The organism is Macrococcoides goetzii (assembly GCF_002742385.2).
Classification (GTDB): Bacteria; Bacillota; Bacilli; order Staphylococcales; family Staphylococcaceae; genus Macrococcoides; species Macrococcoides goetzii.
Window position 1 is genome coordinate 809,955 of the sequence record NZ_MJBI02000001.1, and the last position, 25,404, is coordinate 835,358.

General features: G+C 29.1%; 40 protein-coding genes. 11 read left to right on the forward strand and 29 right to left on the reverse strand.

What is annotated here, in order from left to right; translation table 11 throughout:
- Positions 1–84: 84 nt before the first annotated feature.
- From BFS35_RS04200 to BFS35_RS04210, 3 genes are read right to left on the reverse strand one after another with little or no spacing between them, the layout of a single operon-like run.
- Positions 85–390 carry a DUF805 domain-containing protein gene (locus BFS35_RS04200; RefSeq protein ID WP_099577546.1) on the reverse strand — a complete coding sequence of 102 codons (306 nt, stop codon included), beginning with the start codon at positions 388–390 and terminating at the stop codon, positions 85–87.
- A complete protein-coding gene (locus BFS35_RS04205; protein WP_117945941.1) occupies positions 314–598 on the reverse strand; it encodes a DUF805 domain-containing protein in 285 nt (94 codons plus the stop codon). Before BFS35_RS04205 ends, BFS35_RS04200 begins: the two co-directional genes overlap by 77 nt.
- Before the next feature lie 14 nt (positions 599–612).
- Positions 613–1,188: a DUF805 domain-containing protein gene (locus tag BFS35_RS04210; RefSeq protein ID WP_099577544.1), complete on the reverse strand. Its 576-nt coding sequence runs from the start codon at positions 1,186–1,188 to the stop codon at positions 613–615.
- Positions 1,189–1,408: 220 nt separating this feature from the next.
- On the opposite strand from BFS35_RS04210, the gene BFS35_RS04215 reads away from it, so the two are divergent.
- Both BFS35_RS04215 and BFS35_RS04220 read left to right on the forward strand, forming a co-directional pair.
- Positions 1,409–1,612: a helix-turn-helix transcriptional regulator gene (locus BFS35_RS04215; RefSeq protein ID WP_096076781.1), complete on the forward strand. Its 204-nt coding sequence runs from the start codon at positions 1,409–1,411 to the stop codon at positions 1,610–1,612.
- Entirely contained in the window at positions 1,609–2,349 is a 741-nt protein-coding gene (locus BFS35_RS04220) for a DUF3169 family protein (RefSeq protein ID WP_099577543.1), read from the forward strand. Before BFS35_RS04215 ends, BFS35_RS04220 begins: the two co-directional genes overlap by 4 nt.
- Positions 2,350–2,422: 73 nt before the next feature.
- On the opposite strand, the gene BFS35_RS04225 is transcribed toward BFS35_RS04220, so the two are convergent.
- The 9 genes from BFS35_RS04225 to BFS35_RS04265 all read right to left on the reverse strand — a co-directional run bounded on the left by BFS35_RS04225 (position 2,423) and on the right by BFS35_RS04265 (position 7,173).
- Positions 2,423–2,893, reverse strand: coding sequence for a hypothetical protein (locus tag BFS35_RS04225; RefSeq protein WP_099577541.1), 471 nt, complete (start codon positions 2,891–2,893; stop codon positions 2,423–2,425).
- On the reverse strand, positions 2,886–3,083 hold the full coding sequence (locus tag BFS35_RS04230; RefSeq protein ID WP_099577539.1) for a helix-turn-helix transcriptional regulator: 198 nt from the start codon (positions 3,081–3,083) through the stop codon (positions 2,886–2,888). Before BFS35_RS04230 ends, BFS35_RS04225 begins: the two co-directional genes overlap by 8 nt.
- Before the next feature lie 113 nt (positions 3,084–3,196).
- Complete coding sequence (locus BFS35_RS04235) at positions 3,197–3,403, reverse strand: hypothetical protein (protein WP_099577537.1); 207 nt, start codon at positions 3,401–3,403, stop codon at positions 3,197–3,199.
- Positions 3,404–3,432: 29 nt separating this feature from the next.
- Positions 3,433–4,095 (reverse strand): hypothetical protein, encoded by a 663-nt coding sequence (locus BFS35_RS04240; RefSeq protein ID WP_099577535.1) that lies wholly within the window; start codon positions 4,093–4,095, stop codon positions 3,433–3,435.
- Positions 4,096–4,552: 457 nt separating this feature from the next.
- Positions 4,553–5,047 carry a DUF805 domain-containing protein gene (locus BFS35_RS04245; RefSeq protein WP_099577533.1) on the reverse strand — a complete coding sequence of 165 codons (495 nt, stop codon included), beginning with the start codon at positions 5,045–5,047 and terminating at the stop codon, positions 4,553–4,555.
- Between the two features lie 11 nt (positions 5,048–5,058).
- Positions 5,059–5,460 (reverse strand): hypothetical protein, encoded by a 402-nt coding sequence (locus tag BFS35_RS04250; RefSeq protein WP_099577531.1) that lies wholly within the window; start codon positions 5,458–5,460, stop codon positions 5,059–5,061.
- A gap of 309 nt (positions 5,461–5,769) precedes the next feature.
- On the reverse strand, positions 5,770–6,153 hold the full coding sequence (locus BFS35_RS04255; protein WP_099577529.1) for an HIT family protein: 384 nt from the start codon (positions 6,151–6,153) through the stop codon (positions 5,770–5,772).
- Between the two features lie 49 nt (positions 6,154–6,202).
- Positions 6,203–6,613: a GNAT family N-acetyltransferase gene (locus tag BFS35_RS04260; RefSeq protein ID WP_099577527.1), complete on the reverse strand. Its 411-nt coding sequence runs from the start codon at positions 6,611–6,613 to the stop codon at positions 6,203–6,205.
- 74 nt (positions 6,614–6,687) lie between these two features.
- Positions 6,688–7,173: a GNAT family N-acetyltransferase gene (locus tag BFS35_RS04265; RefSeq protein WP_099577525.1), complete on the reverse strand. Its 486-nt coding sequence runs from the start codon at positions 7,171–7,173 to the stop codon at positions 6,688–6,690.
- A 132-nt stretch (positions 7,174–7,305) separates the two neighbouring features.
- On the opposite strand from BFS35_RS04265, the gene BFS35_RS04270 reads away from it, so the two are divergent.
- Positions 7,306–7,503, forward strand: coding sequence for a DUF6366 family protein (locus tag BFS35_RS04270; protein ID WP_099577523.1), 198 nt, complete (start codon positions 7,306–7,308; stop codon positions 7,501–7,503).
- A gap of 1 nt (position 7,504) precedes the next feature.
- Here BFS35_RS04270 and BFS35_RS04275 read toward each other — a convergent pair whose 3' ends face one another.
- The 3 genes from BFS35_RS04275 to BFS35_RS04285 are packed head-to-tail and all read right to left on the reverse strand — an operon-like array spanning position 7,505 to position 10,225.
- Entirely contained in the window at positions 7,505–8,311 is an 807-nt protein-coding gene (locus BFS35_RS04275) for a hypothetical protein (RefSeq protein WP_099577521.1), read from the reverse strand.
- Between the two features lie 2 nt (positions 8,312–8,313).
- The gene (locus BFS35_RS04280) at positions 8,314–8,820 is read right to left on the reverse strand and encodes a GNAT family N-acetyltransferase (protein WP_099577519.1); all 507 of its coding nucleotides are present in this window, start codon (positions 8,818–8,820) and stop codon (positions 8,314–8,316) included.
- Between the two features lie 10 nt (positions 8,821–8,830).
- On the reverse strand, positions 8,831–10,225 hold the full coding sequence (locus tag BFS35_RS04285; protein WP_099577518.1) for an aminotransferase-like domain-containing protein: 1,395 nt from the start codon (positions 10,223–10,225) through the stop codon (positions 8,831–8,833).
- Positions 10,226–10,347: 122 nt separating this feature from the next.
- Between BFS35_RS04285 and BFS35_RS04290 the strand changes: the two genes are divergently transcribed.
- The 5 genes from BFS35_RS04290 to BFS35_RS04310 all read left to right on the forward strand — a co-directional run bounded on the left by BFS35_RS04290 (position 10,348) and on the right by BFS35_RS04310 (position 13,297).
- Positions 10,348–10,962 carry a LysE/ArgO family amino acid transporter gene (locus tag BFS35_RS04290; protein ID WP_099577516.1) on the forward strand — a complete coding sequence of 205 codons (615 nt, stop codon included), beginning with the start codon at positions 10,348–10,350 and terminating at the stop codon, positions 10,960–10,962.
- A gap of 317 nt (positions 10,963–11,279) precedes the next feature.
- Positions 11,280–11,558: a hypothetical protein gene (locus BFS35_RS04300; RefSeq protein WP_099577512.1), complete on the forward strand. Its 279-nt coding sequence runs from the start codon at positions 11,280–11,282 to the stop codon at positions 11,556–11,558.
- Between the two features lie 4 nt (positions 11,559–11,562).
- On the forward strand, positions 11,563–11,853 hold the full coding sequence (locus BFS35_RS04305) for a DUF3784 domain-containing protein (protein WP_099577510.1): 291 nt from the start codon (positions 11,563–11,565) through the stop codon (positions 11,851–11,853).
- Between the two features lie 10 nt (positions 11,854–11,863).
- Complete coding sequence (locus tag BFS35_RS13875; protein WP_099577508.1) at positions 11,864–12,028, forward strand: hypothetical protein; 165 nt, start codon at positions 11,864–11,866, stop codon at positions 12,026–12,028.
- A gap of 84 nt (positions 12,029–12,112) precedes the next feature.
- Positions 12,113–13,297: an MFS transporter gene (locus tag BFS35_RS04310; RefSeq protein ID WP_099577506.1), complete on the forward strand. Its 1,185-nt coding sequence runs from the start codon at positions 12,113–12,115 to the stop codon at positions 13,295–13,297.
- A 42-nt stretch (positions 13,298–13,339) separates the two neighbouring features.
- Here BFS35_RS04310 and BFS35_RS04315 read toward each other — a convergent pair whose 3' ends face one another.
- The 4 genes from BFS35_RS04315 to BFS35_RS04330 form a co-directional block, all read right to left on the reverse strand.
- Positions 13,340–13,912, reverse strand: a complete 573-nt coding sequence (locus BFS35_RS04315; protein WP_099577504.1) for an NUDIX hydrolase — start codon at positions 13,910–13,912, stop codon at positions 13,340–13,342.
- A gap of 321 nt (positions 13,913–14,233) precedes the next feature.
- Positions 14,234–15,127 carry an ABC transporter permease subunit gene (locus BFS35_RS04320; protein ID WP_099577502.1) on the reverse strand — a complete coding sequence of 298 codons (894 nt, stop codon included), beginning with the start codon at positions 15,125–15,127 and terminating at the stop codon, positions 14,234–14,236.
- Positions 15,127–15,975: an ABC transporter permease subunit gene (locus tag BFS35_RS04325; protein WP_099577501.1), complete on the reverse strand. Its 849-nt coding sequence runs from the start codon at positions 15,973–15,975 to the stop codon at positions 15,127–15,129. Before BFS35_RS04325 ends, BFS35_RS04320 begins: the two co-directional genes overlap by 1 nt.
- Positions 15,976–16,140: 165 nt before the next feature.
- Positions 16,141–16,662, reverse strand: coding sequence for a YfiT family bacillithiol transferase (locus BFS35_RS04330; RefSeq protein WP_099577499.1), 522 nt, complete (start codon positions 16,660–16,662; stop codon positions 16,141–16,143).
- 404 nt (positions 16,663–17,066) lie between these two features.
- On the opposite strand from BFS35_RS04330, the gene BFS35_RS04335 reads away from it, so the two are divergent.
- Positions 17,067–17,468: a hypothetical protein gene (locus BFS35_RS04335; protein WP_099577497.1), complete on the forward strand. Its 402-nt coding sequence runs from the start codon at positions 17,067–17,069 to the stop codon at positions 17,466–17,468.
- Positions 17,469–17,762: 294 nt separating this feature from the next.
- Here BFS35_RS04335 and BFS35_RS04340 read toward each other — a convergent pair whose 3' ends face one another.
- The 3 genes from BFS35_RS04340 to BFS35_RS04350 are packed head-to-tail and all read right to left on the reverse strand — an operon-like array spanning position 17,763 to position 19,197.
- Positions 17,763–18,251 carry an arsinothricin resistance N-acetyltransferase ArsN1 family A gene (locus BFS35_RS04340; RefSeq protein WP_099577495.1) on the reverse strand — a complete coding sequence of 163 codons (489 nt, stop codon included), beginning with the start codon at positions 18,249–18,251 and terminating at the stop codon, positions 17,763–17,765.
- Between the two features lie 12 nt (positions 18,252–18,263).
- Positions 18,264–18,734 carry a GNAT family N-acetyltransferase gene (locus BFS35_RS04345; RefSeq protein ID WP_099577493.1) on the reverse strand — a complete coding sequence of 157 codons (471 nt, stop codon included), beginning with the start codon at positions 18,732–18,734 and terminating at the stop codon, positions 18,264–18,266.
- Positions 18,727–19,197, reverse strand: a complete 471-nt coding sequence (locus BFS35_RS04350; protein WP_158554250.1) for a GNAT family N-acetyltransferase — start codon at positions 19,195–19,197, stop codon at positions 18,727–18,729. The genes BFS35_RS04345 and BFS35_RS04350 overlap by 8 nt, the downstream gene beginning before the upstream one ends.
- Positions 19,198–19,324: 127 nt before the next feature.
- Here BFS35_RS04350 and BFS35_RS04355 point away from each other — a divergent pair, with 127 nt between their 5' ends.
- Complete coding sequence (locus BFS35_RS04355; RefSeq protein ID WP_099577489.1) at positions 19,325–19,897, forward strand: ArsR/SmtB family transcription factor; 573 nt, start codon at positions 19,325–19,327, stop codon at positions 19,895–19,897.
- Positions 19,898–19,911: 14 nt separating this feature from the next.
- Positions 19,912–21,132 (forward strand): MFS transporter, encoded by a 1,221-nt coding sequence (locus BFS35_RS04360; protein WP_099577487.1) that lies wholly within the window; start codon positions 19,912–19,914, stop codon positions 21,130–21,132.
- Positions 21,133–21,884: 752 nt separating this feature from the next.
- Here BFS35_RS04360 and BFS35_RS04365 read toward each other — a convergent pair.
- The 7 genes from BFS35_RS04365 to BFS35_RS04395 are packed head-to-tail and all read right to left on the reverse strand — an operon-like array spanning position 21,885 to position 25,323.
- Positions 21,885–22,325: a GNAT family N-acetyltransferase gene (locus BFS35_RS04365; protein ID WP_099577485.1), complete on the reverse strand. Its 441-nt coding sequence runs from the start codon at positions 22,323–22,325 to the stop codon at positions 21,885–21,887.
- A 14-nt stretch (positions 22,326–22,339) separates the two neighbouring features.
- Positions 22,340–22,840 (reverse strand): GNAT family N-acetyltransferase, encoded by a 501-nt coding sequence (locus BFS35_RS04370; RefSeq protein ID WP_099577483.1) that lies wholly within the window; start codon positions 22,838–22,840, stop codon positions 22,340–22,342.
- A gap of 21 nt (positions 22,841–22,861) precedes the next feature.
- Positions 22,862–23,134: a hypothetical protein gene (locus tag BFS35_RS04375; RefSeq protein WP_099577481.1), complete on the reverse strand. Its 273-nt coding sequence runs from the start codon at positions 23,132–23,134 to the stop codon at positions 22,862–22,864.
- Between the two features lie 23 nt (positions 23,135–23,157).
- Complete coding sequence (locus BFS35_RS04380) at positions 23,158–23,658, reverse strand: GNAT family N-acetyltransferase (protein ID WP_099577479.1); 501 nt, start codon at positions 23,656–23,658, stop codon at positions 23,158–23,160.
- Positions 23,659–23,673: 15 nt separating this feature from the next.
- Positions 23,674–24,009 carry a hypothetical protein gene (locus BFS35_RS04385; RefSeq protein WP_099577478.1) on the reverse strand — a complete coding sequence of 112 codons (336 nt, stop codon included), beginning with the start codon at positions 24,007–24,009 and terminating at the stop codon, positions 23,674–23,676.
- 5 nt (positions 24,010–24,014) lie between these two features.
- Entirely contained in the window at positions 24,015–24,884 is an 870-nt protein-coding gene (locus BFS35_RS04390; RefSeq protein ID WP_099577476.1) for a metallophosphoesterase family protein, read from the reverse strand.
- A 25-nt stretch (positions 24,885–24,909) separates the two neighbouring features.
- Positions 24,910–25,323 carry a hypothetical protein gene (locus tag BFS35_RS04395; RefSeq protein ID WP_099577474.1) on the reverse strand — a complete coding sequence of 138 codons (414 nt, stop codon included), beginning with the start codon at positions 25,321–25,323 and terminating at the stop codon, positions 24,910–24,912.
- Between the last annotated feature and the right edge of the window lie 81 nt (positions 25,324–25,404).

A 25,404-nucleotide genomic window follows, 5' to 3' on the forward strand; every position in this document is an offset into this window, starting at 1 on the left:
CACCTCTATTTGTTATATTACATGATACTTCCAAAAAACACAAAAATAGATTTGATCAATATATTCAAGATCAAACCTATTTTTTCAATTATTAATAACGTGCCATTCTTTTTTTAGGTCAGGTCCATATTGGTTTGGACCTTGTGTCCCCTCTATGAGCGTTAATATGAAGAATCCAATTTGAATTAATATCGCTAATAATATTATAAATGGTACGAATATTAATCCAATTCCAAATGTAATAAAAGCAAATATGATTGTCCCAAATATCAGTATCACTAAACCAAGCGTTGGGATTAATGCGAGCCAGCCGTTATAGTTTAAATCTTGTAATCGACGTGCAGTCAAAGTGAAGTTCGGTATCAAATTGATTAAACTCCATAAGGTCACCTAAATTATCCCCAATACCGCCTTCTTCACCAAAATGGTTACCTACCACTAAATCAAAGAAGCCTCCAATAATACCGATTATAAACTCGATAACAAGTGTAATTATTACAGGAATCCAATAATTACGTCGACGTGTACGCCCATTCATGTTAATGAAATTCTTCCAATAGCTCATATAAATATCCATTACATTCATATTGTTATCCATTGCTATACCTCCATTCAAAGTTTGTGTAGTAAATTTTTAGGGGGTTCAGGACCAAATTTATTCGGACCTACTGTCCCTTTTGCACAAAAGATTGAAAAATAAATAATACAAATCATTCCAATAATAATAACTGCTACAACAATCATTATCCCAGCAATAATTAATCCAATTATCAGAATTGCAATTAATAGGAAGATAATACTGAATAAAAATAACAACGTAACTCCTAATGCACCAAAGTATAATATATTCTTGATAAATAAAGCAAAAATAAAAGTAAATACTATCGGAATACCTGCCCAATATGGCTTTACATCTACATCTTGTAATCTTCTAATATAACTCGATGATAGTGGGAAAAGATTAATTAAGTACCATAGTATAGGTAATATTGAACTAAATAAAATTTTGATATTATACTTTTCTATCGAAAGATCAATCGCCATTCCAACAAACATGAAAAATAAATACATCAGTAAAAAAAGTGCATATGGAATCCAAAAAGAAGAACGATTGATTCTACCCTTCACTTTAAAACTGTCTAACCAATACTGTTTATAAATCCCACTAATCGTTAAACCTTCCGACATATGATTACCTACCTTCCGTTTATTGAACTATATTTTACAACACTTAATAGTGAATAAATACAACAAAACAATAAATATTATTGAATATTTCCAACTTTTTTTGACTATTATCCTTATATTTTTGACAAATATAATATTTATTTTGACTATTATACTTGTCAAAATGATAAATATGTATTACACTATGAGTGTAGAAAGAGGAAGGGAAAGGAGAAAAGAGATGAAAAACAGACTCAAAGAACTAAGAGCACGCGATGGCTATAACCAAACGCAACTCGCTAAACTCGCTAAAGTATCTCGACAAACCATTTCTCTCATAGAGCGAGATGATTTCATGCCATCCATACTTACCGCAGTACGTATTGCTAGAATATTTGATGAACCCGTGGAAAATGTATTTATATTTGAGGAGGAAGAGCTGTGAAAAAAGATAAAAAGTTAGGAAGAAGCTTATATCTAATATTAATCGGAGCTATTTTCGGTGGGATAATAGGAAGTGGAGTCCCTTTAGTAAATGACTTTATAACTTACTTTACGCATAAATATCAAATTGATTTTATGATATATATCGTTCCATTGTTAATGATCGTCTCTGTTTTATTATATTTAAAATCTAAGCAACAATATAAATCAATGTCTCAACCACAAAATAAAAGTGAAGATGAACAATATATCTATCAGCTTAATCAATATAATAAATCTTCTAAAAATATTGTAAATGCTAGTAATATTCTTATTCTGGCAATTGCTTTAGCAACAGCAGATTTTATATTGAAGAGTTCAAATCAATATTTAATATATTATGTTGTATTAGTAGTTATATTTTTAATTCTAGTCTTTATATTCACTAAACATAATCGAACTGTAATATTAGCCTTTCCTTCAATCACTAATAGCGGATTTGAATTAGATTATGAAGATAGACAAATCATGACAACGCTTATTAACAATATAGATGAAGGTGAAAGACTTGTGATGTTACATGCACTATCAAAGACATATATCGTAATGATATATATGTTAAGTGGATTATTATTATTACTGGCATACTATCATGCTGCAAGTGGTGAAAATCAATATTTAGCAATGATAGGAATTACATCTGTGCTCATCTATTCTACTATCGCATATTACAAAAAATCAGAAGAATTTAATAAATAATCTAGAAAAACCAGAGGCTAACATAAAAAATTAGCGTCTGGTTTTCACTTTGAATATTAGAGTTATAATACATTTAATAATCTTTCTTAACCCTCTGCTTCTCTATAAAATAAAAAATAATTCCCAATATCGTCATGAAAACAAAATCATCAATTATCGCTAAAGGGTCAATCGTAATCGATTTGTTTTGAAAGAATTGTGGAAGTATATTAAATAAAATATGACAAATAAATGCTGTAGGAATGCAAAGTGTTATCATCGTATTTTTTATTTTTCGCAGTGCGCCTTTGTATTCTTCTTCACTATAAACAGCGATATCTCTGCTATCATGTTTTGTGGCTTGAATTATTGCCACTATCGAAACAATTAATAGTGTCAGTAATAATAAAACTGAGCTTAAAGAAATCTCTCTTTTAATTGCATCAAATACAGTACTTAGCAATAAACATCCAACTATTACGGTGAAAGTTATTTTAAAAGAGTTCGCCATAGCTTGATTGTAATTCAACATTTCACGTTCATCTTTCTTGTATATATCACGCATGATAATCCTCCCAAAATAAAGTATTTAAATCACTGTTTAATGCCCAGCAAATCTTTAAGCATAATTGAATTGTGGGATTGTACTTATCGTTTTCTATCAGATTAATTGTTTGTCTGGACACTTCGACTTTTAGTGCAAGATCTTTTTGTGAAAGACCTAATGCTAATCTATTTTCTCTTACTTTATTCAAATCACCAACCCCAATATGTCATATATATTGTACTACTAGTATATGGTAATACAAAACAAGTGTCAAATATATACGACACCCCTTACTTGTCCGTAAGGGGTGTCTGTTAATACTTATAAGTTAAATATATTAATCATAAATTCCATCGTAAATTTCATTACAACTGATAAAATAACGATTCTCATGATAGCATCAGTTGCAATGTAGCAATAACTACGTTTACTAGTAACTTTTACCTTATTCTTCTTATCTTCATACGTCATTAGAGTTGCAATAATAATAACAAAAGTCCAACTTGATATCATTGAAAAAATGTCCATATCATCACCTCATAATTTCTTTCTATACCTTACTGATATTCAACACCATTGTCTTCAGTAATCCATTTAGGTAACTTCACACCTGCTGGTAATTTACGACCTTCTTTATAACCATATTCATGCATACCTACTTCATTCATAGGACTTACAATCCCATAACTATATACAACCCATTTCCCTTTTTGCTTCCAATAAGCTACATGAAGTTTTCCATACTTACGTACAATTTCTTTATCTTTTTTCATATTACCTTCATATTCAGTAGCTTTACCCGTATACTTTTCAAATTCTTTTTTTGTAATATATTTATCATCTGTTCTAAAACCAATTGTTGCAAGTTTAGCATCATTATATTTTGTTTTATAATTAATATCATAAAAATTCAGCCATAAACGCTCGCTCTTACCGTAGACTGTAGTGTAAGAAGTACCAATAATATCGTCTTTATCATGAGATCCCATTGCTAACTTTGTCTTCCCTATTTTTTCTTCAACTTGTTTTTTTGTCATGCCAAGGCGAACACCATGGTAACTGTAAGTTCCTTTTTTCATTTGGTTGATATTTGTTTGATTGATTTTTGGTAATACAATTGTTTTCTTTTCTAACTTCGTTGCCGCTTCTGCTGATTGATTCATAACAACAGGTGATACTAAAGACGTCATAATAATTGTTGCTGCTAGTAATTTTTTCATGATATTGCTCCTCTTATTCTTTATTTTGTAAAAATGTAATAAATAATAAATATAGTTATACATAAAGTGTTTACACCAAGGCTTAACTTAAAATATGTATCCTTACTTATATTACGTTCCATTTTTCTTCGATTAAATGTCATCATATTTAAACGCGTTGTGAGACTGATGTAGAGTATAAATATCACTATTATAAACATCCATCTCATATCATCACCTCTTGAATTAAATGTACCATTTTTATTGTAAAATAGTGCTAATTATTTTGATATTTAAGGTAAATTTAAGGTAAGTACCGACTTTATGAAATGTACTTAGCGGTATCGCAACTTTTTATGTGCCGATTCCGCTAAAACAAACGAATAATAGCGGTATCGCATTATTTTTTAATTCGATACCGCCAAAACTCATGAGTATTAGCGGTATCCTGATTTCAAATCAGGTGATACCGCTATTATTACCTGTTCAATGGGTCTTCACCATATTCATTTGGTCCATGTGTTCCGTCTCTAAGAAGTAACACAAGGTATATAATTACAATACCAATAAGGCAAACGGGCATTGCAATACTAATCATACTTTCTGTATCCACTCCAAATTGATTTAATAACATCGATATTAAAACGATTGTCATAACTAGTACTCCAGGTACTATTGCAATAATTCCTGATAAATTTGTGTCATGCAATCTTCTAACTGAAACGCTTAAAACACCAATCGAGAAAAAGAAACTAAGTGTTTTATATACAATATTACTTATACTTAATCTAGAATCTGGATCAATATCTAACTGTCCATCTATATATGTACACATCGTCCATGTTGACAATAGAAAAATGATATTCACTAACATCGGAATCCAGTATTCTTTACGTGATGAGCGCCCTGAGAAATCTAAAGCGCGTTTCCAGAAATCCATATAGGCATCTTTAAAAGTTATATTTCTTACCATATTTACCTCCGTTAGTTCTTATAATACCCTTTCCCTCTCGTGTTATAGATCACTTTCATCACGAAATAAGAAATTGTATGTATAAATAAAAATACAATGGAAGAAAGTAAAATGTATAAATTTACGCCAAGTGGCATTAATGCATAGCTGTCATTTCTAGCATTTACTGTAATAGGTGCAATATAGCTCACACCTAAACTTACTAAGTAACTCATAAATACACCAAGTGCTATGAAACCAAAATTCAGTTTCTTTCTATAAATTATCGTATTCATAATTACAACAAAAATTAAAATTGGGATAAATACTATCATATCCCCTCTGACAATTTCCGCCCATGCATCAAAAAATGCAAATGGTATTAAATAAAGCAGCATAAATTTATAATCTTTAATACTAATTTTTTCTTTCATATACAACACCCTTTCTATGAGTACAACTTAAATTTACCACTAAAATTAAAAAATTGGATAAAAATACTAAATATTTAAGTTAAATTTAAGGTATAGCAGAACATTTCTTTATGTATATAGCGGAATCGTAACTTTTTATAAACCGATACCGCTAAAATTATCGAATATTAGCGGTATCGTATTAATTTTTAATTCAATTCCGCTAAAACTCATGAGTATTAGCGGTATCCTGATTTCAAATCAGGTGATACCGCTAATATTATCTAAATTTCAGATGATATAAAAAAGCATAGCATCTGCTATGCTCATTCAGGCATTTAATAATGTTATAAATTGTTTAAAATTAAACGGGAAATTTTCAGTTGGACCCTCTTCCCAGAATCCATCTGATTCATATCGCGGTATAATATGTTCGTGAAAATGTGTTCCATTGTCCATTACTCGTCCATTATTTCTTATTAATGAAACGCCAAATATATTCATATCACTTTCTAATATTTGAATTAGTTTTCTTTCTAGTTGAATTAAATCTAAAACCACTCTATCTGGTAGTTCTAGATAATTCATATAATGTTCCTTTGATATCAAAAGCATATGCCCTTCTTGTTCTGGATCGATATCAAATACAACCTTAAAATGCTTTGTCTCATATATAATTTGATCTTTATCAAGACCATTACAGAAAATACACATAAACCATTCACTACCTCTCACGTTTTATAGAATTCTTTATATCAATATATTACCGCTCTATTTTATTTGTACATAAATATCTATTAACACCTGGATATTTTTCTCCTAATGATTCAATAACAAATCCTTGTTTACGATAAAACGTTTTTGCTTCATCATCTGTCTCTGCAACAATATAATTATATTTATCTTTAATGTGATTGATCAATTTCTTTCCAATACCTCTTCCTTGATAAGTTGTATCAACTGCAAGACTAGTAATTACACATTTATCGTCTTGTACATTTATAGTTATAACACCAATGAATTTATGCTCATCTTCATAAACATAACACTTAGCATCGTTACAAGTAATGGCATTTACTAATATTTCGTTTACACTTTTAGAACTCACTGCTAATTGTATCAAATCAGTTATTTCCTGATTTATCATAGAAATATCATCTAGTTCTCTGAACATTAGAATCTCCTTATCATATCAAATAATTATCAATATTATATATGAACAAATAAAAAAAGACACCTCTCGGTATCTTAAATATCTTTATAATAAAAACGATTATCCTGTGGAGCAACACTGAAATCGCTTGGCAGTTCTTCTTTCGGAATTAAATGAAAGCCATTCTTTCTATAGAAATGTTGAGCTGCTTCAAACTTATCAATTGTTCCTAAATAAATAGATTTAATACCATCGTCATGTGCGTGTTGAGTAACATGATCTAATAGTTTCTTACCTATTTTCATATTTCTTGTATTTGAATCAACATATACCCTCTTCAAAGCACTGTTGTTATCTTTTAATTTTAATAAAGCGATAGTACCAACGACTTTACCTTCATAGAGTGCTAACCAGAACTGACCACCTGTATTAATGTAGGTTCCTAAAATGTTCTTTAAATCTGGTTGATTATCATAAGTTACATTTTCAATATCAAATTCATGGAGTTTGATATTGATGATAAACTCATTCACCTCTTGCTTATAGTCGTCTGTGTATTGGATGATTTCGATATCTTTCATATGCGCCTCCTCTAAGTTAGTATGTAATATCTTAAAGTTAATACATACCCAGAGAAGATCGATATAAAACTTTACTTTCAATTTTCTGAAAATTATGTATAATAAATTAAAAAATGAAATGAGTTGATATTAATGAGTCTGTCACCAGAGGATCAAAGAGACCAGTTAAGAAGAAAAGAAATGGAACGAAATAGTATCGGCAATCTTAAAGATAGTTCACAAAATGCATATACCGGTAATTTTTTAAGTTCTATGAGTAATAAAGCCTTAGGTATATTTATTTTAGTGTTAGTTATAATAGCATTTATCGGGTGGTTAATAGTTCATTAATTTATACACCCGATATTATTAGTGAAGTCATATTATATGTATTTAATATGGCTTCGAATTCTTTAATGATAGGTTCATGTTTAGGATTATACTGTTTATTTCTAATATCTTTTAATATTTGTAACTTTAGTTTTTCATCTATTATTGTTTCACCATAAATCGAATAATTTTTATTATGATTTGCTACTAAATCATCAATTAAAGTAAAAGTTTCTTCATAAATCTCAACTTGATCAATTACCGCCTCATTTGCTTTCATAATTAAATCAACCACTGGACCTCGTTCTTCAACTTCATTATCTTTAAAAAATTTACGACTCTTATGTTCTAAAAGTTTAATAAATTTATTATTAGAATTATTCTTCTCACTAAAAACATCTATTACTTCTATCAACTTTTCTCCGATGACATAAATCGAATGACCAAACCATGGTATCCAAATCATATTATCATCATCTATATAATATAAGACATCATCACTATTTGGAAATGCTGGATAATCTACATATAAATCCGGTGAATACTGTATTTCAAAACTTTCTGTATGGTAACTTAAAGTTAGTAAACGTTTATCAGGAAAAGCAGCTATAATATTTTTTACAAAAAAGTAAGTATAAAGGTCGATTGCTTCATTCTCACCACGATGGAACTTGTCCTCATTATGTATGAATAATATATCGTATCTCTTATGAGGAACTCGGTTAATTTGATGTAAACCAAGATATGCTATACCAAATGGAGACACTTTCTTAATGAATTTTTTAAATATTTGATTTACTAGTTTATCATCTATTTCAATATGTTTCATTTCTATCCCCTATATTCATTTTTCAATATACTATACATATAACTGTCTCTAAATCGCCCACGTATTATTTTATCCTGACGCATTAATCCTTCTCTTTGTAGCCCTGTTTTCTCTAGAACACGAATCGAACCTGTATTTTTAATATCTGTTACAGCATAAATTCTATTTAACCCCTGATCGTTAAAACCATATTGAACTAAATATTTCGCAGCATGTGTTGCAAAACCATCCCCCCAATAATCTGGATGAATCATATATCCAATCTCACCTTTTTGATGTTTATGATTTAATGTGATTCTGCAAATTCCAATTAATTTATTTGAATCTTTATCTTCAATTACTCGATAATGCATCTTATCAGAGAGTGATAGCATTTGATGGATATACGCCTCGGTATCTTCCATGGTTTCAATAACCCATGATTGATAACGTGAGACTTCATCATTCGTTAATAAATTAAAAATTGCATCTTTATCTTCTATGATTAATGGTCTGTATGCAATGTTCATAAATACTCCTTTATTTTTGTATTTGTTGTACTATCTTTCTTAAAAGTTTAATTGTTTTATCAATCTCTAATTCATCGACATAAGCATAAGATAGGCGCAATGCATATTTTTGCTTTTCATCATAAATTTCACCAGGATGTATCAGTATATTATTTTCAATACAAGTCTCAAATAATTTATTCATATTTATTTTCTCTTTGAATTTTAACCATATATAGAACGAGCCTTGAGGTTCATTCCATATTGCAATATCTGAAAAATATGTATCTAGTGATTGGATCATTTTTTTACTTTTATATTTTAACTTTTTTATTAATTGATTAATATGTTCGTCGTGATGATATTGTAGCCACTTAGAAGCAACATATTGAGCTATGGAACTTGCTCCATAATCTGTTTGCATCTTTAACTCTGCTAGATTTTTTACTACATTATGATTTGCAATTACCCATCCGATACGTAAGCCAGGACTCACAGTCTTAGACAAACTTCCTAAATATATAATATTATTATTTAAATCATACGACTTCATAGGTAATGGTGGTTCATTATCAAACCAAATCTCACTATAAATATCGTCTTCTATGATTGGTAGTCCTAATTCATTACACTCTTTAATAAGTCGTTCCATTACTTCTTTTGAATAAGTATGACCAGTTGGATTATGTAAAATCGGATTTAAATATAGCAAACTATTAGATTGATACCGTTCTTCTATCATCAGTTTTCTTTCTATTTGATTTATATCAATTGGTATTATCGTTGAAGAATAATTTTTCCACGTTTTCACAGAATGCATATATGAAGGTGACTCAATATATAATTTTGAAGAAGGTAATAAAAAACCTTCTGCAATTAATTTTAGCCCTTGAAGTGCGCCTGAGGTAACACATATTTCATTTATTTCACATTTGATTCCTCTTTTAAGTACATGCTTTTGAATTGCTTTTCGTAAATGAATATTTCCAAGTGGTTCTTCATAATTTGATGTAAAAGGATGTAAAGAATCATCTTCCATAATCTCTTTAAATTTATTTATAGGAACTAAATCTGGTGATAATTCACCAGTACCAAGTCTAACTATTTTTTCATCAAATTCGAGTTCATTGATTCGTTTTATATAATATTGATTTTGTTTCTCTAAATGTGGTTGAATACGATTCTTCCATTTTACGTGGTTATGGACCATTACATTTAATGAATCACTAACAAATATTCCTTTCTTTTCTATTGTTGTTATAACACCAAATGATTTCAGTTTATTCATCACATCCACTATTGTTGAACGATTAACATTAAAACGTTGTGATAAAGCCCTTTGAGATGGCAATTTATCACCGACTTCATAAATTCCTTTATTAATTTCATCTACAATGATATTTATTATTTCATCTGTCTTCTTCAATTAATCACCTCTGGTTGATTTAAAAATATCAATCTGGTTGGTTATTAAAATAATAATATAATTTAAAATTTAAGTAAAATAACAATTAACCACCTATATTGGTTGGTTTGAAAGGAGAACCTATGGCACAAGCAATTTTTCACGGTATTCTACTCGCCTTCGGATTAATTCTTCCGTTAGGTGCACAAAATGTTTTTGTATTTAATCAAGGTGCGAACCATAAAAGTTTGAAGAAATCTTTACCCGTTATCATTACAGCAAGTCTTTGTGATACATTTTTAATTTTGTTAGCAGTCCTTGGCGTTACTTTATTTTTAAATACATTTCCCACTTTGAAGCTCATCATTTATATCATCGGTTTATTATTCCTATTATATATGGCATATTCAATTTGGAATGAAAATCCAGGAAATCAAGATAAATCCGAAGCAATGTCAGCGAAAAGACAAATTGGATTTGCAATGAGTGTATCTTTACTTAATCCACACGCTATAATGGATACTATTGGTGTCATCGGTACAAGTGCAACGACATATGCTGGTCATAACAGAATTGCATTTACATTAACCTGTATCGCAGTATCGTGGTTATGGTTCATATCACTTGCCTATATCGGAAAAATTATTGGATCTATTGATAAGCAAGGTACTATTATTGTAATCCTTAATAAAGTTTCAGCGATTATTATCCTAATCGTCTCTTGTATTGTTATCAAAAATATCATCGATATGTTTTGATTTATACTAATTTTGTAAATAGTGTATAATCATTGTAAGAGGTGATGATATGCAATTGAAATGGATAAGTATATTTTTTACATCAATTAGTTTAATCGCTTTCGCCCTATCCTTTATACTCCCATACGATATAATGAGCAATTATGATACTCAAGGTATTTGTATGAATATCTTTATGTTCTCAGGATTCGTCGGATTTATATTATCCATTATCTCAAAAGCAAAACATCAAATACTTTTATTGTTATTTAGTCTTGTTCCAATATTATTGATGGGTGCACTTTTGCTTTTAGCCTACTACATTTCAGGGTGGTAAGATGATGAAAAGAAAAATCATTTCTAACATATTTATGTTATGTGTTGTCTCATATTTTATATGGCTCATTTCTAGACCTGAGTTTTACTTAAGTGATATATCAATGCATGCTAAGAATCCATTATCGATTTCATGGCACTATTTAACAATTGATACGGGCATAATTGGAGAAAATCATAGCGAAGATGATTATATCATTTCATTGTATCCATTTTACTTTATGCTATTTATAGCTTTTATGATTAGATTCATACCTTTTAAGAAAAAACATAAGGAGTGATATTATGATAGTTATTATTCTGTTATTTGCACTTTTAGGTATTTACATGTTAACAGGTCGTGGTGGGTTCTTAGTTGCTGGATATAATACTATGCCTGAAGCAGAAAAAGCGAAGTATAATGAAAAACGATTATGTCAGTTTGTAGGTGTGTTACTAATTTTTACTGCCTGTTTCATCACTTTGGTGGAGTATACAAATTTAGGTGAACATATTTTAATGATAGCTTTCATTTTTATAATATTTGGATCGTTACTGTTAATGAATTTTTCAAAAGTATTCCGATCAGATCGTTAGGAGTGTTTATATGAAATTGTTTGGTGACTTAAAATGTAGTAAATGCGGTAAATTAATTGAAAAGAATGAAGTATTTTATCCTGAAATTAAAAATACAGGGCTTAACGGTATTACCAATCTAAAAAGCTGGTTAAGTCAACATAAAGTCTATTGTTCATCATGTTTTAAAAACTGATTAATCTAAACTGTCTATTATGGCAGTTTTTTTATTTTTTCAATATGTTATAATGATTTAAATTTACTTTGTGGGAGGTTATATATGAAACGTTTCTCACCAATTATCTTAGCTTTACTTGCAGCAACGTTCATTGCACGGTTTAGTTTGTTGATGGTTATGCCGTTCTTATCTATCTATTTAATCAATACATATCATTATTCAGGGTTTCAGATTGGGATCATTTTATCAGTGGCAGGTATCGTAGCGATTATATTAAGTATGACGTCAGGTAGTGTCATCGACCGCTTCAATAAAAGACACGTCATATATTTCGGTCTCATTATCGGTATACTGAGTTATCTCGCATTTCCAATGATACATAGTTTTCCTGGTTTCATTCTTTTCTCTATTACTTCCACTATCGGCAATACACTAGTTGAGCCGACATATCGTGTACTTATTACACAATTTACTGCAGATGAGCACAAGAAACTGATATTTAATATCAGATATTATTTAATCAACGTTGCTGCTGCAATGGGTCCTTATATCTCTAGTCAAATTCAGTGGGTTGGTATTGAAAAGCTTTTTTATATCGTGGTTGCAGCTTTGCTGATTAATTTAGTCATGTTTATTGTTATCTTCAATAAATATGATATCGATCTTAAAAATAAACAATCCATGACACATATCCCTTTCTTTAATATGATGTTTATCTTCAAACAGGATAAAGCTTTTCTGTATTTAATACTCGGTAATATATTTATCGTATTTGGTTATACGCAGATGATGACTTCACTGAGCATCTATTTAAGTAAGATCTATCCTTATGCAACTGCCATTCATCATTATGCAATACTTACACTAGTCAATGCGATTGCTGTAATCTGTCTACAGATTGTCGTCTATAAAATTGGACAGCATATTAAGACAAGTACCTCTATCATTATCGGAGCAATATTATTACCATTAGGTTTGATGCTTGTTGGTATCTCTCCTGACTTATTTAATCTTTGTATAGCAATGTTTATTCTGACAATCGGTGAAATCTTCGTCTTCACGATGTGGGACTTGAGAATTGATGAGCTTTCACCTCAATCAATGAAGGGTTCGTATTATGCGTTAACAGGCCTTACTGGTATTTCGCGTATCATTGCACCACTTGCCGGTGGATTGTTAATCGATAACCTATCTAACGGTTTTATTATCTGGTCGATTTTAGGCGGTGTTACATATTTATCTGTATTCTTCTTTATCAAAAGCGCAAAAATAACACCTGTAAAATAATAGTTTACAGGTGTTATTATTTTTATATCTAATAATATCATTTTATATTACTTCACTTACGATGCAGAAGTATTTATCACTATATGGAATAAACATCTGCTTTGTAATTTCAAATCTTTCATCATCTTTAAATGTCTTTCCTGATAAAACTTTCTGTTTATTTTGAAGCAATGATTTAAAGTCCATCACATTCATTAAGATTAAATCCTCAACCTCGTGATTATCGATTACAATCTTGTCTAATAATTCACGTGAGATTTCACAAGTGAATATATTGATAAATTCCTTATCCATTGTACCTTCATTGTCAATACTTTCAGGAATGACACATAGCATCTTTAAATCATCAAATGATATTTCTATACCTAATTCTTCTTTAATTTCTCGCACACAATCTGCCATCGTCTCATCATGACGAATATGCCCACCGATAGAAACGTCTAACATACCAGTATAATCACTTAATTCCTGACTGCGTTTTTGTAAAATAACGAAGTCTTTATAAGTGAAGATGCACTGAAATGTCTCATGCCATTCTTCATTTCGATGTGCCTCTTCATAAGCCATAACCCCTTTTGAAGTATAGTTGCTATTAAAAATATTAATCTTTTCCATTATAAAATCCCCTTATCCCGTTTAATTTTTTAATTAATACTTCATGTTATCCAAAAATTTTGAAATAAACTACTTTTTCAGAATTTTTAGTCATTTATATTATACAATAAATTATAAAAAAATAGACCTCTTTTAGAGATCTATTAAATATTTCTTTTTCAATTTTATTGAAACCCTTCAAACACTTCTTCTGGAAAAAATACAATAGATTCTTTACTCAGTGGATTTAAATTAATACAATTTTCTTCCATGCCAATGTCGTTTAAAACTCTATTAATAAAAGTACCTTTATCAATCATTTCTATCGTTAAAAAGGAAAAATCACTTTGCACTCATAACATCTAATCGTTGATAAACATACTGACAAATAAACAACATATAGATTATTGCAAATAATGGCGAATAGAATGTCCACCAAGCAACTTGTAAATCATAGAAATGAAATCCAAGTAAACTGCTTAGTTCTGGTATCGTTGGTTGCTCATTTATTAAACAACCTGGTCCATAACATACATCTGTTCCTCCAAAGAATATTTTAAAAAATGCGAGGTGTGATATGACTACTAGTGACTGAAACATAATTCTAAAAAATACAATGACATATTGTATCATCATATTTGGTAATAGATGCTTTATATAGATATAAACTTTAGATGGGCTCATTGTCTTCGCACTACTGATAAATTCTTTTTCTAATATCATTTGTGTTGCTGACTTCACTAATACTATCGTTGTTGGTAACATGAGTAAAATTAGAATAATTAAATTAAATATTATTCGAAAACTTTGTGTTGTCGTAAATTGATCGATTGGTTCATAAAGTATAGGTTTGAGTAATAAATAACCTAATATCGACTGCGGTATATAAAAAAACGGATGTAGTAATTGATCAATTAACGCCAAATTACTTTTCTTAAAGGCTAAATAAGTTCCTATGATGATCGCTATGATGAGTGTCATTAAAGCAACAACAATAAGTAGTGTTAATGTGATTCTGTACCCAGATAATACTTCATAAGTCATATGTCTAGAGTTCCTATCAACGCCAAATATATAATCTTTTCCGGGCGGAAATGGTGAACTCGCCAACATATTCCCATCTTTATCATATAAGAAATTGGTCTTTTTCACCTTCCCATTTAATATATCAAAGTAAATAAATCCAATAATCGCAGGAATGATGAGCAAACAAATAGAAAGATAAATGCGTTTCATTATGACATGCTCCTTCCTGTAGTGTGTCTAGTATATAAATCAGAAAATAAGAATAATAAACGTATTGGGATATACATCATTAGAAATGAGATAAACAGTACTACTGGCGTATTATATTCAAAAATAAAAACAGAAATTCCAAATACATTTAATAATCGTTCTAAAAATAATAAACTTGATAAAGTCATCCAGACAATTTGTTTAAAGTTAATAAAATAGCCTGTTAGTATATTCTTTAAAATGTGACGATAGAAAATTTCTTTGTTATTTAAACCCTTACTTCTTGCAAAAGATACATAGCTTTCTTCTCTTTCTGCAATTAATAATTGATTAATCACAGTAATACTATTTGTTATTGGGATAATTAGCAGTAATAAAATCGGGAATATAACAGCGTTTTGTTCATGACTTGATGCAACATCAAATATCAATACATGTGTTTTAAGATAAATGAATATAATAATTGAAATAAATACAGGGATATAAAAAATATCAGGCACAATACTTAATACGCGGTTAATATGCATTACAATATTGTGAAAAACTTGAGATTGATACATCAAGAATGCGATTATTAATGAGAATAATAAAGAGATAATAAGCGCACTAAATAGTATCGTCATTGAATTTATCCAAGGTTCAATAATAAATGTGAAAATATCATGTTTGACACCTGACTTTAAATTCTCAAATACGATTGTATCTGGATGTAATAATGAATAAAACGCGTCTTTAATTGCAATTAATAAATTAGGAACATCTATTCTTTGATTGTGAAAAAGTGATGGTAAACAAGCAATAAAAAAGAGCATGAGAATGGTGATAGACATATTTATTATGTTTTTCATATATACTCCTTTTTCAGAATTTTTAGATATTTATATTATATATGAAAAAAATAAAAAAATAGACCTCTTTTAGAAATCTATATAAATAAATATTCGAAACTATTTATTTTACTGCATCTTTACATTTTTATTGCATATTAACTCTCATAATTTTTTTAACTAAATTTATTTTCCCTTAATAATACCAAGAGCTATCTTAATATGTTCTAAATGATGATTTCCATGCCAGGCATAAAGTGATAGCATTTGTTTCAACGTCACTTCCCCGTTATCTTGGTGTATCATAACTCTTTCCAATTGTTCTTCTGTTAATTCTTTTAATATAGTTGACCATCTATGATGTATACCAAATAAAAACATAATCGAATCATGACAGTCATTTTCATTATCAGCAAGTTTTATCCATTCATTCTCTTCATATGTAGATACTTTTGGTTTATCCTCAGTTAATATTAATTTTGTTCGTATATAACCATGAAGATGACTATCGGCTATATGATGAATTAAGGTATTTACATCCCACGATCCATTTCTATATTGTTTTTTTCTAGATTCATCATCAATATTTGAAATTATTTCGTTTATCTTATAGGGTAATTCTTCGATATCTGTAATCCATTGATTCAAGATATTTCTATTATATTCTTGAGGTATTTGATAACGACCAATTGGGTATTGATTTTTCATTAATCTTTCCTCCACTATTTTTAATAATTTTATTATACATATTTTTCTATTTTTCTGCATTTCTGTGTATAATAAATAAAAAGAGTGATAATACGTCAGTATTTTCAAAAATGGAAACACGTTATTTTTTTATTAATCGCAATCTTAATTACATACACTTCACAAGATATCGCATACTTACCTGAAGCAATAATAAATCCTATATATGTTCTTACAACCCTTAATATATTTGCTTTCTTATTTTTATTATTAGCTATATTTAAATCTATTAATAATATTAGAAAAAATAATAGCGAACCTTATATAGTATCTTCAATGATGGTCATCGTATTCTCTGTTATCGGTGGTGCTATCACTTTCTTCATTACTGCAATGTGGTGGGGGTAAAAGGAGAAGTTATCTAGATGAAAAATAAAAATAATGTATTCTTTGTAATAACAAAGTTTATTATCCTAATCGTAGCGTTTATCGACTGGCTTCCTACAGAACAAGAATGGATAGATGGATTAGCAGAAATAGAAAATTCTTTTCCTAATACCATTTGGATTGATAAGGAAAAAGACATCAAAATATGGCGTATGGGGGGAGGATCATATGTCGTAAAGCGACAAGATGATGATATACAGTATCCTCAATACATGACTGGTATTATTTATAATAAAACATTTTTCATTACAAGGAACCGAAATAATAGATACTTCACTTACGACGTTATTAATAATAAAAAGAAAGAAATTAAAAAACACGACATTCAAAAATTTAAGAACAAGTACAAACTTAAAGGTGACTTTTTACCATTAGAATAAACCCTAAACCCTCCATTGACATAGATTATTTTGTCAATGGAGGGTTTCTAACTCTTAAATTTCTTCAAGTACCTCATAGGGATAAAATTCAATGGATTCATTGCTCATTGGATTTATTAAAATACTATTTTCAACCATATAAATATCAGGAAGTACATCATTCATAAATATCTTTTTATTGATCATTCCAACTTAAAATTGTGAATGTTTATTTGCTAATGTTTACGGGATGTTTTGATCTGTCCAAAAATAATAAGAAAATATGTGGATAAAATAAAATCTTTTCTGAAAACATTAATCAAGTAATAATTCTTTTATTACAATATCAACATATTCCCCTTCAATTTTGCCTTGCTCTTTAAAAACACCAACATGTTTAAATCCTATTTTTTCATATAATTTATTACCTGCTTTGTTTTTCTCAAGAGCAAATAATACCAACTTATGAAATTTATTATTTTTTGCAATTTTTACTAACTCCAATAATATTATGGTACCGAATCCTTTACCGCGATATTCTCTATCAATGTAAATTGATACTTCACCAACATCACTGTAAGCACATCGGGAACTATATGGATTAATGGTTGCAAATCCTAGAATCTCTTCTGCATCATGTAATACAATCGTGGTATATTTTTCAGGTCTTCTAAATAACCAATTTTTAATATACTCATTATCTTTTACATCAGTTTCTAATGTTGCTATTCTATCTTCAATACCTTGATTATAAATTAATTTAATTGATTCTATATCATTAATTGTTGCTTTTCTTATATTCATTTATTTACCTCTCTATATAAATTTTTCTAATACTAATTCATCTAATATTGGGATTCCATTCTCAGCAACCATTGGTATTTGTGGTTTAATTAGTCTCGCTTCATTTACAGCATCGGGAATTATTCCTTTTATTCTGTAGCCCAATTTTTGATAGAACTTCAATGCATTTATATTATCATTAGTTGTTATTACTCTAATATTAAATTTACAATTTTTATACGCTAATCGTTCCAAGAAATTGATTAATTGTGTACCGACTCCTCTATTTTCAATTACACTATCCAAAGAAATGATTTCAATCGTTTTATCCTTAATAATATATGTTAATAGCCCAGTAATCTTTTTATCTTCCATATAAACTAGACCTGGTAACTCAGCACAATTATATCTCCCAGAAGAAACAATTATTTCTGAAGATCCCCAATGTTCATTAAAGAATTCAATAACTGATGCTCTATTCTGTTCGTTTATTGCTTCAATCATAAAATACATCCTCTTTTTTGAATTTGTATAAAGATAATTTATCACTAATTTCTGCCTCACCGTACTTTTCAAATCCAAATTTTTCATAGAATTTATGATTTAACACATTACCGTGCGGCGTGTATACCGTCCATAGTGGAACATCTTGATAAAGATTAAAGATTCTTTTAATTGCAGCCGTACCATAACCTGAACCTTGTATTTCAGGATCAATAAATAATTTATAAATATGAATTCTCTCTTTCGGAACTACTTTCAAAACAACAGCACCGACTATTTTTTCTTTATCGTAAATCGTATAAAATTCATCGTTCTTTATGCTATCCAATAATATTTGTTCTGTTTCACAATAGGGATTCGTTTCATGATCCTGGTATTTATCAAAATCAGTTATAAATGCCCTCTTTTGAATATTTAATAATACATCTACTTCTGAATGCTTTGTTTGCTCGAGTCTAATCATATAAATCATCCTTTCTTAAGTAATAAAGCACAAATAATTAGAATATTCCCATAAATCATTTGTGTTTTATTATATTTAGGGTTAAAATAAATTAACCGGTTTATTTCAACTAACCTAGGAGGCAGCTATGACACAATTTCAAATTAATACGTTCGAACAATTAAAATGTATTTCAGATGAGTTACGTATGAGAATTTCTATTTTATTGATTGAAAAAGAAATGACAGTTACTGATATATCTAAACAGTTAAATATTCCTAAAGCAAAAATCTTTTATCACATGAAAGAATTAGAGAAACACAAAATGATCGAAATGACACAACAAATTCCTGAAGGCAGCAACATACTAAAATATTACCGAGCCACACACAACGGATTTAATGTCAATCCTGCATTAATTAATAGCGATAATATACATCCATCCAAAAAAATCATAACCGAACAATTAAATAGAACGGTTCAAGTATTAAATCAATTTGGAATAATTAAAGATAATCAATATGTTATTTCAACTACACAGCAAATTAGAATTGATAAGAATGATGTTACAGCTTTTAAAGATGCGTTTAATCTTTTGATTAAAAAATACAGTAAAGCAATTGATAATGAGAATATGATGGAGGGGGAAGAAGAAAATTTATCAAAAAACTATTATATTAATCTCACAGCATTTGAAATAACGAAAGATGTATTTGAATAAAATGAGGTGATTCAATGACTTTAAGTCCTTTTCATCGATTATTAATAGGACGAATTTTTACAAATGCAGCAGATAGTATATATTTTATTATTTCATCACTTTATATATTTCAAATTACACAAAGTCCATTGATATCAGGTTTTACAACATCTGCAATGTTAGCGGTGAAATTCATTCAACTATTATATGGACCAATAATAGATCACTTTAATGTAAAAAGAATTTTAATTTTCTCACAGTGTTCACAATCAATCTTAATGATGATATTAGGTATTTTTGTGATGAATCAGAATAATCACTGGCAATTAATCATTACATTAGTAGTACTATCAATGTTATTTGGTGAAATGTCATATCCAATTAGTAATAAACTCGTACCTCAATTGTTATCTAAAGAAGAATTGGTAAAAGGAAATGCACAGATGACGTTTGCGAATAATACCTTAGATATCGTTTTAAATACTGTAATAGCTGGGTTGTTTATCACAATGAGTGCTGATATCTTCTATATGATAAGTGCCATGTTATTCTTATTTGCTGCACTTTCATATTTTCAGATACCAATGGTTAAACAATCAAAAATATATGATAATACAAAGTTTAATTATTTCAGATCATTACGCTCTGGCATTAGAATAGTAACCTCATCATTCATTTGGATATTTATTATTGGTGCTTTTTCTGTGAATATTGGTATTGGTATCGTTTACGGTGCATTACCAACATTGGCTCATGAAATTGAAAATCCAGTCTATTATGGTCTATTTTTAGCAACAATGAGTATTGGTATGATACTCTCAACTTTTATAGCAGGTCAATTTAAGTCTAAGCCACTCGGGAAATTAATGATATTTCTATTTGTAACAGCTGGGTTAACTATACTGATCGGATTTTTCATTTCTTTACCATTCTATTTAATTTTTTACTGTATAAGTTGGATTATTGTTGGCATCGCTAATATTCTACTCGTTTCTGTTAACCAAAGTATTATTCCGAATGAATATTTAGCGAGAGTTAGTTCTGTATCTAATAGTGTTGGTATATTAGGTTTACCTTTAGGTTCTTTACTTGCTGGTATACTATTGGAGTATGTAAGTGCTATACAACTTATTTCTCTATCTGGAATATGTTACTTTGCCCTTTCAATACTCTGGTTATTGATTCCAACACTTCGCAATCAGAAAGAAATAAAGTATATTGCGAGTACTGACTTTGGGATAAAAATAACAAAATAACCAGAACATCAGTTCTAATTATTTTATTTCCTCTTTATAATAGTATTTGTAGATAAGTTTATAGTGGTGGCTAGCCCTAGGGGGTGATGCCTTTGATTTTGTTTATTAGGTGTTTCTCCTGGAAAGGAATGCATGACTGATTTTGAGTTATTGAGTATAATGTTGATGATTTTTGCCATCATTATACCACTCATTATTAGACTAAATGACAAAGACAAAAAATAACCACTCATAAGCTGGACATAGCTGAGTGGTTATTGATCAATTAAATACTATAGCTAGTCACCGTATAAACGGATCTACCGGAGGAGTGTTACCGCACTCCTCTTTTCATTTACATTTTACAATGGATTTCATGAAAATGCAAAAACAACAAATAGAGAACATTTGTTCTAATTATTTTATTTACGCTTTATAATAGTAATTGTAGATAAGTTTATAGTGGTGGCTAGCCCTAGGGGGTGATGCCTTTGATTATGTTTATTAGGTGTTTCTCCTGGAAAGGAATGCATGACTGATTTTGAGTTATTGAGTATAATGTTGATGATGTTTGCAATCATTATACCGCTCATTATTAGACTAATAGATAATCAAAAAAATAACCACTAAATGGCTTGGCTAAGCTGAGTGGTTATTCGAAATTGAAACCATAAAAAGCTAGTCACCGTATAAACGAATCTACAAGGGGAGTGTGTGTAGCACTCCTCTTTTCATTTACATTTTACAATGAATAGATTATAAATACAAGTATATTAAAATACGCTTGAGTAATACAATACTTCATTATCTACTGACATACCCATTTTTTCATATAATCCTTGTGCTTTCACGTTATCTACACCAGTTTCTAAACATACATATCTTGCATTATTTTCTTTTGCATATTCAAATGATTTTTCAATTAATTTCTTACCTGCTCCACTTGAACGATGATTTGATTGCACAAACAAATCATTGAGAATATACGCTCTTTGGAGACTTACAGTTGAAAATACAGGATATAGTTGAACAAATCCAAATACGATATCATTTTCTTCAGCAACAAAAATGATAGATTCGTTATGATTATATCTTGCTTCAATAAAATGCTTACAAGCTTTAACATCAGAATCTTTTTTATAAAACATTCTATACTCATCTAACAATACAGCAACTTGACCTAAGTCTGATATATCAAATGGTCTGATTTTCATTCTTTTCACCCCTGTTATTTTATTACAATCCAAAATCTGTTCGTTACGCCACCATCTTCCCTTATATGCGATTGATCTTGTACACCACCATTGTTTAATATTACTTTTCTACTCGCAATATTTTCTTCATCACAAGTAATAAGTGCTTTTTCTAAATTCAAAGATTTCAAAAATTTTAAGGACTCATTTAGAATCTTTGATGCATAACCTTGACCTCTCATATCAGGTCTTACTCCATATCCAACATGGCCACCATAATTCATTAAAAACTCATTTAAGTAATGACGTATATTAGAAGAACCTATGATTTTACCATCTACAATTAAAAATAATGTAGTATTTAATACTTCATATGATTTTTCACGTTCTTCTAAATTGTTGATAAAGTCTTGAAAAGATTTATATCGTTTAAAGTTTGTAGCAGATGGTACAATACTTTCCTGTTCTTCTCCCCAAGCATTAAAATATTCCATAAATAATTTTTCATCATTAATCGTCAGTCTTCTGAATTCCATCTTATTAATCTCCTATTATATTCAGTTAAGAATTCTCGAATACATTTCTGATACTTTCACACGTACATCATTTTCATCTAAATAATAATATTCAGCAATTGTATTACTTATAAAATCATAACTTTCTAAGTATTCATGTAATTCTTTATACAAATAATATCTTCGTTCTTCTATTTCTTCTTCCCTAATTAGGAAATCGAAGATATCTCTATAATATTTCACAAAAATACTGATACTAATGTTTTGTTTAAAAAAATCTTCAATCCAATTTAATAAAATTATCTCATCATCCATAAATACTGCTCCTTATATTATTTTTATCTAAACAAAAATACATTGCCTTTCTCTAACACGTCATCAAAAGATGGGTCCATTTCAAAACCTAATGATTCAGCAGTTTTAATTGATGGAATATTATTATATTGTGTTTGAGCAACAAGTTTATACTTACCTTCAGTTATTTGATTTACGTGTTTAATGATTTCATTCGCCGCTTCTTTTACAAAACCTTTGCGTGTTTTATCTGAATTAATACGGTAGTATATATTTAAATAAGTATTATCAAGAATTGTTTTAAATTTCAATCCACATGCGCCAAATATTTTTTGGTCTTCTTTATCTATTAATGCATAATATCCAAATCCATGTTGTTCATGGTGCTTAATCCATGATTTAATACCTTCTGTAAATTTATCAATATCTGTATCAGGACCATTCGGATTATATAGTTGATTAGCGGGATTATTATGAACTGTGAATAATTCAGGTATATCTTCAAGTGTCGGTGTTTTAATCAGTAATCGTTCTGTATCTAACATAATTCTCCTCCTTTTTTATAAAACATCATCAATATTAATATCAATTCTTTTTAATTGTTCTTTGAAAATTTCTTTCTTCAAAATACCGTTTTCTACTTCTTCATTTGTAAAATCTTCTTCATCAAAAACTTTACATCCATCATTAACCCATTGCTTTAAATATTGGTGAAATGCCCAGTTAAATTGACTTTTAGGTAAGACTATTGCTTTATGTTTGACTTCAAAATCTTCACTATATCCATATTCAAATCCACAACACGAACAAATGTTAAAAGATGGACTACCACCAATTCCATATGGAGGTTCATCTATTTTATCGTATCCACATACGGGACATATATAATATTTCAATTTTCTTATTCCTTTCTCATTAACTTGATCGCGTCAAACTTTCGCTTATTATCCTCGTCTTCTAACCATTCTTTCAATATCTCCGCATAGTCATACTTCATATTATTTTGGTGTATACCTTCTGCATTATGTGTATGTATCACATGTGTGAGCATTGTGTCTTCGTATAAATCGAAGTATGGAATCATTTTTATTCTTGATTCATTTAATACTTCATCATGATTATGTACAATATATCTATATTCCACAGACCAATTACCGTTTTCTTCGACTTTTAAGATTGCATAATTCGATTCTTTTCCTTTGGTTGTAGAGACCGCACCAGGATTGATTATACTTCTTTCATCCCCAATACCTATTTGTCTCATGACAGGTTGGTGAATATGACCGTATATAGCAACTTTAGCATCAGTATGTTCAAACAATTTTGCAAAATTTTCTGATGGTGCTTCTACGACTAAATCACCACCATTAAATTTATTCGGTAAATTATGTGACAGATGAAACTTTACGCCATAAACTTCTTTTTCAACTGTCATTGGTAAATCGAACATAAAGTTTATTTGATCTTCACTTAAATTATCAAATACATACTTCACTAACATAAAGATAAATATTTCTTCCGGATCGTCGTAATTAATTGTGTCGTATTCTTCAATAACACTAGTAAAGCACCCATCCCAATTGCCTTTTACAAAAGTGGTTGTATTTGAATCAAGTAGTAAATCTAACAAATCTGAAGTCCCCGGGCCAGGCATAAATAAATCACCTAGGAACCAAAATTCATCTACGCCATTTCTTTTTGCATCTTCTATCACTTCTCTTGCAGCAGTAGTATTGCCGTGTATGTCTGAAATAAGTCCGATTTTTTTCATAATTTTACCTCATATAATATTGTTATTAAAAAATTTTAATTAATTTCATGTTACTGATTTTATTAATTAAATCTGGATATTTCTCTGAATATGTATAACTTTGCGGTGCATTGAATTGATAATCTTCTTTTAATTTATGTAAAGGTATTGGTTCCTCTATTTTATATAAATCTTTTATTTCATATGCTTTTTTATAATGAGTTTCTCCATTATTAAATCTTTCTGATTCTATGCAACTATTTTTTATTTTATTCGGAAAAATAATTGGAAGTTCGACATTCGCTATGTAAGTCAATTTACATACTGGCATTGATTCATATATATAAAAACGTTTTATGGGATACTTGGTATTAAAATTTCTTAATTCATATCTTTTTTCCTTGAATTCAATTTTCTTTGTATATTTTGGATGAATACTTATAAATATATCTTTATACATAGTATCAACTCTTTTATCAGAATATTTTGTATCATTTTATATTATCATAAATAGTACTTTTTTATTAGTAAAAAAGGAAAT